This window comes from Streptomyces sp. NPDC003011 (genome assembly GCF_053591515.1).
In genome coordinates this window covers 1-14,356 of the sequence record NZ_JBSFTY010000038.1, presented here as the reverse complement: position 1 = coordinate 14,356, position 14,356 = coordinate 1, and the positions used below count along the sequence as shown (strand labels likewise).

11 protein-coding genes are annotated in these 14,356 nt (G+C 69.7%); 3 read left to right on the top strand and 8 right to left on the bottom strand.

The features are described from left to right. Nucleotides 1–250: 250 nt before the first annotated feature. Nucleotides 251–2,410 (bottom strand): RecQ family ATP-dependent DNA helicase, encoded by a 2,160-nt coding sequence (locus ACWD0J_RS20420; protein ID WP_451497220.1) that lies wholly within the window; start codon nt 2,408–2,410, stop codon nt 251–253. 372 nt (nt 2,411–2,782) lie between these two features. On the opposite strand from ACWD0J_RS20420, the gene ACWD0J_RS20415 reads away from it, so the two are divergent. Then, entirely contained in the window at nt 2,783–3,412 is a 630-nt protein-coding gene (locus ACWD0J_RS20415; protein ID WP_451497219.1) for a hypothetical protein, read from the top strand. A gap of 454 nt (nt 3,413–3,866) precedes the next feature. Here ACWD0J_RS20415 and ACWD0J_RS20410 read toward each other — a convergent pair whose 3' ends face one another. From ACWD0J_RS20410 to ACWD0J_RS20400, 3 genes are all read right to left on the bottom strand, one after another. Beyond that, a complete protein-coding gene (locus ACWD0J_RS20410; RefSeq protein ID WP_451497218.1) occupies nt 3,867–4,508 on the bottom strand; it encodes a hypothetical protein in 642 nt (213 codons plus the stop codon). Nucleotides 4,509–4,576: 68 nt separating this feature from the next. Then, the gene (locus ACWD0J_RS20405) at nt 4,577–5,278 is read right to left on the bottom strand and encodes a ribonuclease HII (protein ID WP_451497270.1); all 702 of its coding nucleotides are present in this window, start codon (nt 5,276–5,278) and stop codon (nt 4,577–4,579) included. An 81-nt stretch (nt 5,279–5,359) separates the two neighbouring features. Beyond that, nucleotides 5,360–5,980, bottom strand: a complete 621-nt coding sequence (locus ACWD0J_RS20400) for a TetR/AcrR family transcriptional regulator (RefSeq protein ID WP_451497217.1) — start codon at nt 5,978–5,980, stop codon at nt 5,360–5,362. 184 nt (nt 5,981–6,164) lie between these two features. Here ACWD0J_RS20400 and ACWD0J_RS20395 point away from each other — a divergent pair, with 184 nt between their 5' ends. Next, nucleotides 6,165–7,712, top strand: coding sequence for an MFS transporter (locus ACWD0J_RS20395; RefSeq protein WP_451497216.1), 1,548 nt, complete (start codon nt 6,165–6,167; stop codon nt 7,710–7,712). A 451-nt stretch (nt 7,713–8,163) separates the two neighbouring features. On the opposite strand, the gene ACWD0J_RS20390 is transcribed toward ACWD0J_RS20395, so the two are convergent. The 3 genes from ACWD0J_RS20390 to ACWD0J_RS20380 all read right to left on the bottom strand — a co-directional run bounded on the left by ACWD0J_RS20390 (nt 8,164) and on the right by ACWD0J_RS20380 (nt 10,467). Continuing rightward, the gene (locus ACWD0J_RS20390; RefSeq protein WP_451497215.1) at nt 8,164–9,069 is read right to left on the bottom strand and encodes an ADP-ribosylglycohydrolase family protein; all 906 of its coding nucleotides are present in this window, start codon (nt 9,067–9,069) and stop codon (nt 8,164–8,166) included. A 12-nt stretch (nt 9,070–9,081) separates the two neighbouring features. Next, a complete protein-coding gene (locus tag ACWD0J_RS20385; protein ID WP_451497214.1) occupies nt 9,082–9,741 on the bottom strand; it encodes a histidine phosphatase family protein in 660 nt (219 codons plus the stop codon). A gap of 120 nt (nt 9,742–9,861) precedes the next feature. Next, nucleotides 9,862–10,467, bottom strand: a complete 606-nt coding sequence (locus ACWD0J_RS20380; protein WP_451497213.1) for a YdbC family protein — start codon at nt 10,465–10,467, stop codon at nt 9,862–9,864. A gap of 77 nt (nt 10,468–10,544) precedes the next feature. Here ACWD0J_RS20380 and ACWD0J_RS20375 point away from each other — a divergent pair, with 77 nt between their 5' ends. After that, the gene (locus tag ACWD0J_RS20375) at nt 10,545–11,150 is read left to right on the top strand and encodes a TerD family protein (RefSeq protein WP_451497212.1); all 606 of its coding nucleotides are present in this window, start codon (nt 10,545–10,547) and stop codon (nt 11,148–11,150) included. 145 nt (nt 11,151–11,295) lie between these two features. Here ACWD0J_RS20375 and ACWD0J_RS20370 read toward each other — a convergent pair whose 3' ends face one another. Then, nucleotides 11,296–14,190 (bottom strand): vitamin B12-dependent ribonucleotide reductase, encoded by a 2,895-nt coding sequence (locus ACWD0J_RS20370; protein WP_451497211.1) that lies wholly within the window; start codon nt 14,188–14,190, stop codon nt 11,296–11,298. Between the last annotated feature and the right edge of the window lie 166 nt (nt 14,191–14,356).

Below are 14,356 nucleotides of genomic sequence, written 5' to 3'. Positions count from 1 at the left end.
GAGGCCGGGCCGCGACCCTTGCGGTGCGCCTGCCACGGATGCGGTAGGCAGACCTACCACCGCCGACGGACGCCAGATCAGGCGGCCTTCACGAACGGTGGCCGCTTGACTGCTCTTGGGCCTGACGTCAGACCGCGCGGGCGCATCCGCTCACCGTGGGCGTGGTGGTCGCCACGGTGCTGTTCATGGCGAGCCTGCTGATGCCGTTCCGCTCGGTGCACGCCGGGCCCGCTCCTCAGGTCGGGAAAGCTCAGCCCGCCGCTGCCAGGACCAGCGGGAGGACCTGTTCGCCGCCTGCCTGGCGGAGCAGACGGGCAGCGACCGCGAGGGTCCACCCGGAGTCGGTGTAGTCGTCCACGAGCAGGACGGGGCCGGGAGAGCCGGCCAGGGCAGCGGCCAGCTCCTCAGGGACGGCGAAGGCTCCGGACAGCGCCCTGAGGCGCTGGGCGGAGTTGCTGCGACGTGCCCCGTGCGTGCCGCCCGGCCCGGTGTACGTGAGGGTGCCCAGGAAGGGGAGGCGTCCGATGCCCGCGATTCCCTGGGCCAGGGAACCGACCAGGTGCGGGCGGGTCAGGGACGGCACGGCGACGACCCCCACCGGCCGGGCGGAGGCGTCCGGGCCTTGTGCCGCCCAGCCGCCCGGAGAGCGCGCCCAGTCGGCGAGGACGGCCACCGCGGCCCGCAGGACGTCGTCGGGGACCGGACCGTCGGGCGCGTTCTCCGCCAGCAGGGGGCGCAGCCGGTTGCCCCAGCCGATGTCCGAGAGCCGGCCCAGGGCACGCCCGGTGGAGCACTGCTCCTTGGCCGGGATTCGGCCCTTGAGGTCGATGCCCAGTGCGGCCATCCCCGTCGGCCACATCCGGCGCGGCTCGACTTCGATGCCCGGGCGGTCCAGTTCCTTCGCCGCCCCCGTCAGCGTCTCCGTCGACACCGAGGTGTCGGCCCAGGCTCCCGCGCAGTTGTCGCAACGGCCGCACGGGGTCGCCCCCTCGTCGTCCAGCTGCTCCCGCAGGAACTCCATGCGGCACTGGGAGGTGCTCACGTAGTCGCGCATGGCCTGCTGCTCCGCCGCCCGCTGCCGCGCCACCCACGCATAGCGCTCGACGTCGTACGTCCACTCGGCTCCCGTGGCCGTCCAGCCGCCCTTCACCCGCTTGACCGCGCCGTCGACATCCAGCACCTTCAGCATCGTCTCCAGTCGGCTGCGGCGAAGATCCACCACTGCCTCCAGGGCCGGCACGGACAGCGGCCGTCCCGCGTCGGTGAGGGCCGCGAGGGTCTGGCGCACCTGTACCTCGGGCGGGAAGGCGGTGTCGGCGAAGTAGCGCCAGATGGCCTCGTCCTCCTTGCCCGGCAGCAGCAGCACGTCGGCGTGGTCGACCCCGCGGCCGGCGCGCCCGACCTGCTGGTAGTAGGCGATCGGCGAGGACGGCGAGCCCAGGTGCACCACGAAGCCCAGGTCCGGCTTGTCGTACCCCATGCCCAGCGCGGACGTCGCGACCAGCGCCTTGACCCGGTTCTCCCGCAGGTCGGCCTCGGCCTGCAACCGGTCGGCGTTCTCCGTCTTCCCGGTGTAGGAGGCCACACGGAAGCCACGCTGGCGCAGGAAGGCGGTGGCCTCCTCGGCGGCGGCGACGGTGAGGGTGTAGATGATCCCGGAGCCCGGCAGCTCGTCCAGGTGCTCTGCGAGCCAGGCCAGGCGGTGTGCGGCGTCCGGCAGCCTGACCACGCCCAGCCGCAGGCTCTCCCGCTCCAGCGGGCCGCGCAGCACCAGGGCCTCACCGGCACCGGTACCCAACTGCTCGGCCACGTCCGCGGTGACCCGCGCGTTCGCGGTCGCGGTGGTGGCCAGCACCGGCACACCGGCGGGCAGCTCGGCCAGCATCGCGCGCAGCCGACGGTAGTCGGGCCGGAAGTCGTGGCCCCAGTCGGAGATGCAGTGCGCCTCGTCGACCACGAGGAGACCGGTCGTGGCCGCGAGCTTGGGCAGCACCTGATCGCGGAAGTCCACAGAATTGAGGCGTTCGGGGCTGACGAGGAGAACGTCGGTCTCGCCCCGTTCGACCTCGCCGTAGATGGTGTCCCACTCCTCCGGGTTGGCCGAATTGATCGTGCGCGCCTGGATACCGGCCCGCGCCGCCGACTCGACCTGGTTGCGCATCAGCGCCAGCAGCGGCGAAACGATCACCGTGGGCCCGGAGCCGCGCCGTCGCAGCAGGGCGGTGGCGACGAAGTACACCGCCGACTTGCCCCAACCGGTGCGCTGGACCACCAGAGCACGCCGGCGCTCCTCCACGAGAGCCGCCACCGCCTGCCACTGGTCCTCCCGCAACCGCGCCGAACCCCCCGGGGCGCCGACGAGCTCAGCGAGGATGGCGTCGGCTTCAGTGCGGAGCTTCAGATCGTCCATGTCCCCCATGCAACCCGATGGCAAGGACAATCGGCCACTTGACCCCGGGTGAGCGTGCGCATGCCGTCCGCGTTCACCGGGTCCGCGCCCACGTCCGGCAGCCCGCGGGGGTGCCTGTGCCGCCGTACGAACGTGTCGCGCTCGAACGTCCCGTGCGTCGCCCTCCGACACCCTGGGTAAGGATATAAAGCACAAACCCTTGAATAAGGGTCGCCGGGCCCAATTGCTCGTTGCCGCAACCAAGTTCGACAGGAAGAATTGAGGTCCGCTCCCCGCACGGCCCGCCTGTGGTCCGGTAGGGCTTCGCTGCGGTGAGCGCTCCCCCGAATCCGACCCCGCCCGCAGTGTGGGCGCGTAGCCGAAGGGAGGACCGTGACCTTCGGATTCGCTCCGTCCTCGGCGGCGTCGACGTCGTCATCTGCCGATCTGTCCGCCGCACCCGCCAACCCCCGCACGCTCGAACCCGCGGAGTGGGCCGCCGCAGGGATCCCCCTGCTGCGCAATCCGCGCGAGGTCGTCAGCGGGCTGCACACTCGGCACCACCCCCGACCGGCTACCGCGGTCGTGGCGGTCCTCGACTCCGACGAGCGGCTGGCGGCGAGCGCCTCGTTCATCCGCCGCCCGGCGCCGGCGGACGGCTGGATGTTCCGCAACGTGCTGCTCGCCCAGCTGCGCCGGGTGATCCCGCACGATCTGCGCCGCCGCACACCGGTACGCACCGCCGTGCTGCTCTACTGCCGCGAGGGCGACGCCCGTTGGACGGAGGAGGACGGCGCGTGGATGTGGGGGCTGCGTGACGCATGCACCCTGCACGGGCTGCGCTGCGGGGCCTACATCACGCTGACCCGTGACGGCTGGCAGGTGCTGGGCGAGGGCCGGGGCGGGCGCCGCCCGAACGCCGACTCCGCGCCGGAGCCCTTCGGCCTGTCCGAGGCGCCGCCCCCGCCACCGCGCACGGGTGGTGCCGCTTCGGAGGTCCTGCGCCGAGCGGCGGCCCGCTGACACCTGCGGAGCTTCGCCTCCGGCAGGGAGCGTGTCCTTGCCTGCAAAGGCACCTATGACGTCCTGAGCACGGCCTCTACGGTGTCGGCGCGCAGACACCGCGGGCACTGGCGCGCGGAGCGCCCCCAAGGCTTCACGAGCAGACCGGTGCGGCTGGTGCCGGCGACGCGGCTTCTATCGGCCGCGCGGCTTGTGCGGGCAATACGGCGGCCGACTGGCCCGAGGCCTCCACGGGACCCCTCCGGGCGACCCTGCCCCTGGGGGCCCGGTCCGGGGTTGGTCCTTCCTGGCCGGGGCCAGGGGCGCCCCTCCGCACCCGTCCTCCGCACAGGCGGAAGCGCAACGGGCGCCGCGCGCACGCCGAATCATCCGCCGTGCAGGTGCCGCCTGTCAGGTGCCGCCGTGACGGCACCTTCGTCACCCCCCGACGCTCCGCCGGACGCTCCGCTACAGGTCAGACACCCGTGCCCAGCACCGAGTTGATCCGCTGCGGGTCTCCGCAGACGATCAGCAGGGTGCCGGCCCGGGCATGGGCCAGCGGCAGAGCCTCGGCGGCGGCCGCAGCGGGACCACCGTTGACGGCGACCACCACCACCGGACGGGACGCCGCACGCGAAGCCACGGCGGCGTCCGCGTAGAAGACGTCGTCGCCGGCGTCGTGCTGCGCCCAGTAGGAGGCTTCGCCGAAGGACAGCTCATGGGCGGCCCACGGGTGCTGTTCGCCGGTGGTGATCACCAGCACCTCACCGGGGACGCGTCCTGAGTCCAGCAGCAGGTCGACGGCTTCTTCGGCAGCATCGAGCGCGCCCTCGGCGGAAGCCGGGATCAGCTGGATCTGCGGGGCAGCCGCAGCGGGAGCGGCGGCGACAGGGACGGCGGGGCCCGATGGTTCGGGCCTGGCCACGGCCACGTCACGCGGCGTCCGTTGCACCGGCGGCGCCGGCCGCAGCGGGCCGGGGCGACCGGGGCGCGGGTGCGCCGCGGGGCGGGGACCGGGTACAGGGCGGGGGGTCGGCGCGGTACGGCCACTGGCCGGAGTGGCGCGGGGACCCTGGGCACTCTCGTGAATCTGAGGCTCCTCGGGAATGAGAGGCATGAGCTGATATCTATCAAACGTTGGTACGGCTCGCGCCAGCGGGTGGCACATGAGTGCGAGCGGAGTCGTCAGAAATCGAAGCCGAGCTGACCCTCGATCTCCGGAACGCTTCCGTCCGCCCAGCTACGGGCCTTCTTGAGGTGCCGCCACTGAGGCAGCGCATCAAGATACGCCCACGACAACCGGTGGTACGGGGTGGGGCCCCGCTCCTCCAACGCGGCCTTGTGCACGGGTGACGGATACCCGGCATTGGCCGCGAAATCGAAGTCTGCATGCTCCATACCCAGTTCGGCCATCATTTTGTCGCGCTGAACCTTGGCGATCACGGAGGCCGCCGCGACGGCCACGCACGAACGGTCACCCTTGATCACCGTCCGGACGCTCCAGGGCGACCCGAGGTAGTTGTGCTTGCCGTCGAGGATCACCGCGTCGGGACGGACCGGCAGGCCCTGCAGAGCGCGCACCGCCGCCGTGCGCAGAGCGGCGGTCATCCCCATCTGGTCGATCTCCTCCGCAGAGGCATGCCCCAGCGCGTACGACGTCACCCACCCCCGCAACGTCTCGGCCAGCACGGTGCGCCGCTTGACGGTCAGCAGTTTGGAGTCGGTGAGGCCTTCGGGGGGCCGGCGCAGTCCGGTGATCGCCGCGCAGACGGTGACGGGACCGGCCCACGCGCCGCGCCCGACCTCGTCGACACCGGCAATGATCTTCGCTCCGGTCGTGGCGCGAAGGGAGCGCTCGACGGTGTGAGTAGGCGGTTCGTACGGCATGGCGCCCTTAGCGTACGCCGCCCGGATCACCCTGCGACACCCCGGTTCCCCGGACGACGTCACGGTCGCCGCGCACCTCGCTCAGCCACGCGTCGGCCGCAGCAGCGGCAGCATGAACTGGTCGATCATCTCGTCGAGATCCCGATCGCTCCATTCGCTCGCGCACACCTTGGAGCGGTACATCATCATCGCCGGGATGGCGTCCAGGACATAGCTGTTCACAGCATCGGGCCGCACCTCTCCTCGCTCGATCCCCCGGTCGATGACCTCACCGAGCAGCTTGACAGTCGGCTCGACGACTCCTTTGACGATCACGTCATGCAGGCGCTCCGCCTGCGCAGAGTCGCATTCGTGAATCACCGCACGGAGGGCGAATCCGGACCGGGAGAACATGGCGTCGCGGGCCCGGCGGCACAGCGCGACAAGGTCGGCACGCACCTCACCCAGATCGGGCACCCCCTCGAAGGGCGGCAGCCCGGCCTGCAGCGCGTCCGCGACGAGGTCTTCCTTGGACGGCCATCGACGGTAGACGGCAGCCTTTCCCGTCTGGGCGCCGGCCGCGACACCCTCCATCGTGAGGCCCTTCCAGCCGACCGTACTGAGCTGTTCGAGAGCGGCATCGAGGATCGCACGTTCGAGCACGGCGCCACGCCGGCGAAGGGAGGCCTGAGCGGGGGCGGCCGTCCAGTGCGAGGTAACCATCTGAGGGTCTCCAGCGAAAGGGGGAGCGGGTATTCCGGGGACGGGAGGCACCGCGCTGCGACAGAGGGGGACCTGAAGCGCGGCGACAAGCTAAGTGAACGCTTGCGTTCACTAGTGGGGACTCACTACGGTTGACGCGACAGTGAACGCGACCGTTCACTAAGGCACTTGTGGGGGACCCATAGTGACAACCTCTCAGTTGACTCAGGACCAGAAACCAGGTGCGGCCCGCCGGGAGGGGCATCCCGGCATCGCGCTCACCGTCATCGCGGCCTGCCAACTCATGGTGGTACTCGACGCGACGATTGTGAACATCGCTCTCCCGCACATTCAAGACGCGCTCAAGTTCAGCACCACCGACCTCACCTGGGTCGTCAGCTCCTACACGCTCACCTTCGGCGGCCTGCTGCTCCTGGGCGGCCGGGCCGGCGACATCCTCGGCCGCCGCCGGGTGTTCATGGCCGGCATCCTGCTGTTCACCTTCGCCTCGCTGCTCGGCGCACTCGCGCAGGAGCCCTGGCAGTTGCTGGCCGCCCGCGTTCTCCAGGGTGCGGGCGGCGCGATCGCGTCGCCCACGTCGCTGGCCCTCATCACCACCACGTTCCCCGAAGGGCCGGAGCGGAACCGGGCCTTCGGTGTCTTCGCCGCCGTCTCCGCCGGCGGCGGTGCCATCGGACTGCTCGCCGGAGGCATGCTCACCGAATGGCTCGACTGGCGGTGGGTGCTCTTCGTCAACGTGCCGATCGGTGTGCTGATCGCGGTGCTCACACCGCTGTACATCAGCGACTCCGAGCGGCACACCGGCCGCTTCGACATCGCGGGCGCGCTCACCTCGACGGCGGGCATGGCGCTGCTCGTCTACGGCTTCATCCGGGCGGCCGACGACGGCTGGCGGGACAGCTTCACCATCGGCTCCTTCGTGGCCGCCGTGATCCTGCTGCTGGCCTTCGCTTTCATCGAGACCCGCGCCAAGGAACCGATCACACCGCTCAGGATGTTCGCCGACCGCAACCGCTCGGGCACGTACGTGATCATGCTGAGCCTCTCCGCGGCGATGTTCGGCATGTTCTTCTACATCGTTCTCTTCGTGCAGAACGTGCTGGGATACAGCCCGATCCAGGCCGGTCTCGCCTTCCTGCCGGTGACGGTCGTGATCGCGCTGGGCGCCGGCCTGTCGCAACGGTTCCTGCCGGTCCTCGGCCCCAAGCCGTTCATGCTCGTGGGCTCGGCGCTCGCGGCGATCGGACTGGCCTGGCAGACCCTCATCAGCTCCGACAGCTCCTACGTCGGTGGGGTCCTCGGGCCGATGCTGGTGTTCGGCTTCGGCATGGGTCTGAACTTCGTGACGCTGACGCTCACCGCGGTCTCCGGGGTGGCCCAGCACGAGGCGGGCGCGGCCTCCGGACTGCTCAACACCTCGCAGCAGGTGGGTGGTTCGCTCGGTCTGTCCATCCTGACGACCGTGTTCGGCTCCGCCAGCAGGGAAGAGGCGGAGAAGCAGGTGCCGAAATTCCTCGCCGAGGGAACGGCGGAGCAGAAGGCAGAGTTCGCCAAGACGCAGCAGCTGCCCTCTCCCTGGGGCCATGAGGTCCTTGCCCAGGGCATCTCGACAGGGTTCATCGCGGCGGCGGTGATGGCCGTACTCGCGCTGGTGACCGCCTGGTTGGTGATCAGGGTCCGCAAGAGTGACCTGGAGTCCCTCGCCGGCACGGCCGGACCGGGCATCGGCTGATCCGGACGACCTCACCGGGGGCCGCGGATGGCCGGATCGCGTCCGCTGGACCGACGACGCGGACGCAGGTCCGGCCATCCGCACACGGTGCGCTGCGGCCGGCGTGACGGGCACTGGGCGCGGTGCCGGACCTGACCGCGCCAGCACAGCCAGCACAGCCAGCACAGCCAGCACAGCCAGCACAGCCAGCACAGCCAGCAGCATCATGGGATGCGATACGAACTGCATGGTCACCTCCTGCTGCCCCTCGCGTGTCCCCACCTGTATGAGCCCGCGCGTCACACAGCGGATGACAGAAGAACGGCCGAGCAGTCACGGAGAGTTCCCGACGCACACGGAGAGTTTCAGCGCACCTCCCCGCCACCCCCGACCGCGACGGCGGCGACTCCGGCGACGCGTCACAGACGCCCCGGCGGGCGCCCAGACACCCGCAAGACCACAGAAGGCTCCGTCAGGAGGAGGCCGGTACCCATTCCGGCACGGCTTCCGTCCGGGCCACCCACTCGGCGGGCGGTGTCCCCGTCTTCCCCGCCGCGATCACTCCGCCGACGATGGCGCAGGTCGTGTCCACGTCGCCACCGACCTGCGCGGTCGTCCAGAACGCCTGCTCATAGTCTCCCAGCGACCGTGCGGCCGACCAGAGCGCGAAGGGCACGGTGTCGTGAGCCGTGGTGCGCCGCCCGCAGCCCAGCACGGCCGCGACGGTGGCCGCGTCCGCGTAGTCGAGCATGTCCCGGGCCCGTCGCAGGCCCGCGCCGACGGCGCTCTTGGGGATGAGCGCGATGACGCCGTCGAGGAGCGCCTCCGCCCGGGGCGGTCCGCCCGGGGCACCGGCCAGCGCGGCGGCCGCGGCGACGGCCATGGCACCGACCACGGCTTCACGGTGCTGATGGGTCGGGTAGGCCGAGATCTCCGCCTGGTGGGTCGCCTGCTCCGGGTCGTCGGCGTACCAGGAGCCCAGAGGCGCGATACGCATCGCGGCGCCGTTGCCCCAGGATCCCTGTCCGTTGAAGAGCGCCGAGGCGAGTTCGCGCCAGTCACCGCCCTCCCGGACCAGGCGCAGCAGGCGGTTGACCGCGGGGCCGTAGCCGCGGTCGAAGTCGTGGTGCTCGGCGAAGGAGCGGGCCAGGGCGTCCTGGTCGACGCGGTGGTGGGCGGCCAGGACGGCGACCACGGAGCAGGCCATTTCCGTGTCGTCGGTCCACTGCCAGGGACCGGGCGGCAGCTCGCGGTCCTTCAGCAGCGGGTAGTTCACCGGCACGAAGAACTGCGAACCGAGCGCGTCCCCCACCGCCAGTCCTCGCAGGCTGGCCAGGGCGCGTTCCAGGCGCCCGTCGGGAGAGGAGTCAGTGGTCATCGCCCTGCCACCCTATCCGGTGATCCCGTACGGTTCCGGATCCCGCCAGCGTTCGAAGGGCCGGTCCAGCGCGTACTTGCCGTCGTCTCCGAGAACGAGCATCCGCATCTCCGCGTTCCCCGGGTTCGCCAGCGACTCGAATTCCGCGACCGTCCAGTGGAACCAGCGCATACAGAACAGGCGCATGGCCAGCCCGTGGGTGACCAACAGGACGTTCGACGGGTGGTCGGGGGCCTCGAAGCTCCGGTACAGGCTCTCCAGGAAGCCGCCGACCCGGTCGTACACATCGGCGCCGGACTCACCCTGGGCGAAGCGGTAGAAGAAGTGCCCGTACGCGTCCCGGTAGGCCTTCTGAAGGCGGACATCGTCGCGGTCCTGCCAGTTTCCCCAGTCCTGCTCACGCAGCCGGGGCTCCTCGCGCACCCGTATGAGTTCAGGGTCGAGGCGGAAGGCACGCAGCGTCTCGTGCGTACGGCGGTACGGGGAGACGTACACGCTGACGCGCTCGCGGCCGAAGACCTCGCGCAGCCGTTTGCCGGTCTCCTCCGCCTGCTGCCAGCCCTGCTCGGTGAGGGCGAGGGCATGGTCGGGTTCCCGCTCATAAACGGTGTCATCAACATTGCCCGTTGACTCGCCGTGCCGGACAAGGACGATGCGCCGTGGTCGTGCCATGCCAAAACCCTAGATCGAGTCAGGCCCTGCGGAGCACTTGTACGGCCCCCATACGGCGTAGGTCACACAGTTTCCGCACCGAGGGCAACATCAGGACACGCGCTCGACGGGGTCCGGGCGTCACACCGTCCAGGTCGGTTCCAGCTCCACGATGTCGCCGGTCAGAGAGGCGATGTCCGCTTCCGTCTGGGCTCGCAGGGCGAGCCGCTCCACCCGCTCGGTGCGGTACTTGCCGTGTTCAGCGGCCGACCGCCACATCGACAGCACCAGGAACTCGTGTCCGGGCGCCTCACCGAACAGTCCGCGGAGCATGCCCGGCGAACCGGCCATCGCGGGGTTCCACACCTTCTCCTGCATCAGCATGAAGTGCTCGGCTCGTTCCTCGTGCACACGACAGTGCGCGAACCGCACCACGTCGGCGTCGCCGAAGCGGGGCTCGAAGCCGGTCTTCACGTCGAAGCGGTAGTCGAACAGCTTGACCTGGACGTCCTTGAAGGTGCCGGACTGCGCCGCCGCCAGCCGGTCATGGGATCGGGCCATGAAGGAGTCGTAGAAGGCGCGGCTCTCCCAGAAGGCGAAGATGTGCGCCACGCCCTGCCGCCCCCTGCTCCAGCCACCCCCCTGTCCCCGAAATCCCGGCTCCCCCAGAAGCCCCGCCCACTTTCGCTGCCCCCGCTCGAAACCGCGGCGGTCCACCACGGTGCAGCGAATCCACTTGACCAGCACCGCGCCATGGTAAGGCCACCGAGCGTGGCGCCGGTCACGCTCGTACCGACTCCTGGTCCGCGAGCGCACCCGCGCTCATGGCAGGATGGGCAACCTGCCTTGCCTGCCCGGCAGTTCGGGTCGGCGCCAAAGGGGGAAGGGGAAGCCTGGTGAACGGCCTCAGCAAGGGGATCCGCAAGGTCGAGATCGCCCTCAAATGGGATCCGAGCGCGGCGGATCAGCCGCCGACCGATCTGGACATAGTGGCCGCGACCTATCTTGCGAGCGATCCGTATGGGGATCCCGCCTATGTGGTGCATTTCGACAGTCGCTCCCCCGACGGCACCATCTATCTGAACCGCGACAGCAAGGACGGCAAGGGCTTCGGCTGGGACGAGGTGATGACGGTCGAACTCGACCGTCTCGACGCCCGCTACGCGCGTGTGGTGGTCGGCGTCGTCGTCCAGCAGCGCCCGGACCGCCGCACCTTCGTCAGCGTGATCAACCCGGCTCTGCGCATCCGGGAGGGCTACACCGTCCTGGCCGAGGACGACTTCGGCGGTGTGCTCGGGGCGACGGCGACGACGGTCGCGATGTTCGAACGGCAGGAAGCAGGCACCTGGGACTTCCACCCCGGCCTCCACGGGTTCGAGGAGGACCCCGTGACCTTCACCGCCACCATGGGCCGGGCTCACACACCCTGACCTTCCGCCCGCGCGCGGGCAGATCCGCGAAGCCGTCGCTCACCCGTACGGCAAGGAGGGGGCGCCGACTCCTGGTCGGCGCCCCCTCCTTCCTCAGGGACTGGCTGAGGGACTAGCTGCCGGTCCGGGACACGCCCGGACCGGGTCAGCTGCAGCCGCTGGTGGAGCCGCAGCCCTCACAGATGTAGCAGGATCCGGCCCGCTGCATCTTCGTACCGCAGGAGAAGCACAGCGGGGCGTCGGCCTGGATGCCCAGCTGCATCTCCACCAGCTCGGCACTGGTGTGGGCCTGCTGCGGGGCGGGCTTGACCGCCTCGACCTCGGCCTTCGGCGTGGCGACGGCCTTGAGCTCCTGGGCCCGCGGCGCCGACTGGGCCAGGCCCTCGACGTCGACCTCGTCGTCGGTCGGCTCGTACGAACCGGTCTCCAGGTGACGCTGACGCTCCTCGGCGGAGTGGATGCCGAGCGCGGAGCGCGTCTCGAAGGGCAGGAAGTCGAGCGCCAGACGGCGGAAGATGTAGTCGACGATCGACTGCGCCATCCGCACGTCCGGGTCGTCCGTCATGCCGGCCGGCTCGAAGCGCATGTTCGTGAACTTCGAGACGTACGTCTCCAGCGGCACGCCGTACTGGAGGCCGACGGAGACCGCGATGGAGAAGGCGTCCATCATGCCCGCGAGGGTCGAGCCCTGCTTCGACATCTTCAGGAAGACCTCACCGAGACCGTCGTCCGGGTAGGAGTTGGCGGTCATGTAACCCTCGGCGCCGCCGACCGTGAAGGACGTCGTGATCCCGGGACGGCCCTTGGGGAGGCGCTTGCGGACCGGGCGGTACTCGACGACCTTCTCGACCGTCTCACGGATGGTGGCCTCGGCCTTCGCCGTGACCTCGACCTTCTCCTTCTCCTTGGTCTTCGCGGAGAGGGGCTGGCCGACCTTGCAGTTGTCGCGGTAGATGGCGAGCGCCTTGACGCCCATCTTCCACGCCTCGAAGTAGACCTCTTCGACGTCCTCGACGGTCGCCGTCTCCGGCAGGTTGACCGTCTTGGAGAGCGCCCCGGAGATCCACGGCTGGATCGCGGCCATCATGCGGACGTGACCCATCGCGGAGATGGAGCGCTCGCCCATGGCGCAGTCGAAGACCTCGTAGTGCTCCTGCTTGAGGCCGGGGGCGTCGATCACATTGCCGTGGTCGGCGATGTGGGCGACGATCGCCTCGATCTGCTCCTCCTGGTAACCCAGGCGGCGCAGGGCCTGCGGGACGGTGCCGTTGACGATCTGCATCGAGCCGCCGCCGACCAGCTTCTTGAACTTGACCAGGGCGAGATCGGGCTCGAGGCCGGTGGTGTCGCAGGACATCGCGAGACCGATGGTGCCGGTCGGGGCGATGACGGACGCCTGGGAGTTACGGAAACCGTTCTTCTCGCCGAGGCGCAGCACGTCCTGCCAGGCCTCCGTGGCGGCGGCCCAGATCGGCGTGTCCAGGTCGTCGACGCGGACGGCCTTGGCGTTCTCGTCGGAGTGCTGCTTCATGACGCGCAGGTGCGGCTGCGCGTTACGGGCGTAGCCGTCGTACGGGCCGACGACCGCGGCGAGCTCGGCGGAGCGCCGGTACGACGTGCCGGTCATCAGGGAGGTGATGGCCCCGGCGAGGGCGCGGCCGCCGTCCGAGTCGTACGCGTGACCGGTCGCCATCAGCAGGGCGCCGAGGTTGGCGTAGCCGATGCCGAGCTGGCGGAACGCGCGCGTGTTCTCGCCGATCTTCTGGGTCGGGAAGTCCGCGAAGCAGATGGAGATGTCCATCGCGGTGATGACGAGTTCGACGACCTTCGCGAAGCGCTCGATCTCGAAGGACTGGCTGCCCTTGCTGTCGTCCTTCAGGAACTTCATCAGGTTCAGCGAGGCCAGGTTGCAGGACGTGTTGTCCAGGTGCATGTACTCGCTGCAGGGGTTCGAGCCGTTGATACGGCCGGACTCCGGGCAGGTGTGCCAGTGGTTGATCGTGTCGTCGTACTGGATTCCCGGGTCGGCGCAGGCCCAGGCCGCCTCGGCCATCTTGCGGAAGAGGGACTTGGCGTCGACCTCCTCGATGACCTCACCGGTCATGCGGGACGTCAGGCCGAACTTGCCGCCCTGCTCGACGGCCTTCATGAAGGCGTCGTTGACCCGGACCGAGTTGTTGGCGTTCTGGTACTGGACGGAGGTGATGTCGTCGCCACCCAGGTCCATGTCGAAGCCCGCGTCGCGCAGAGCGCGGATCTTCTCCTCTTCCTTCACCTTGGTCTGGATGAAGTCCTCGATGTCGGGGTGGTCGACGTCGAGGATGACCATCTTGGCGGCGCGTCGGGTGGCGCCACCCGACTTGATCGTTCCCGCGGAGGCGTCGGCACCGCGCATGAAGGAGACCGGACCGGAGGCGTTGCCGCCGGACGACAGCAGTTCCTTGGAGGAGCGGATGCGGGAGAGGTTCAGGCCGGCGCCGGAGCCGCCCTTGAAGATCATGCCCTCTTCCTTGTACCAGTCGAGGATCGACTCCATGGAGTCGTCAACGGACAGGATGAAGCAGGCCGAGACCTGCTGCGGCTGGGCCGTACCGACGTTGAACCAGACGGGGCTGTTGAAACTGAAGATCTGGTGCAGGAGGGCGTACGCCAGCTCGTGCTCGAAGATCTCGGCGTCGGCGGGCGAGGCGAAGTACCTGTAGTCCTCGCCGGCCTTCCGATACGTCTTCACGATGCGGTCGATCAGCTGCCTGAGGCTGGTCTCACGCTGCGGGGTGCCCACGGCACCGCGGAAGTACTTGCTGGTGACGATGTTGACCGCGTTCACCGACCAGAAGTCGGGGAACTCGACGCCACGCTGCTCGAAGTTGACCGAGCCGTCGCGCCAGTTGGTCATGACGACGTCACGGCGCTCCCAGGACACCTCGTCGTACGGATGCACGCCGGGGGTGGTGTGGATGCGCTCGATACGCAGCCCCTTGGTCGCCTTGGTGCCCTTGGCGCGGGAACTCCGTGCCGGACCGCTCGCCGTCTCTGTCATGCCGCCTCCCTGTACGGGCTAAAACGCCCTGAAGTGCCACGATGTTCCCGTGACACGGTGTTCTGTCTGGTATTGCGGGCACCCTCCGACTACCGCCCGCAACAGGTTTCTGATCGCCGCCGCCGGCCCCGTCGATTGGCTGCTGCCGTGACCACCGCACAGGACC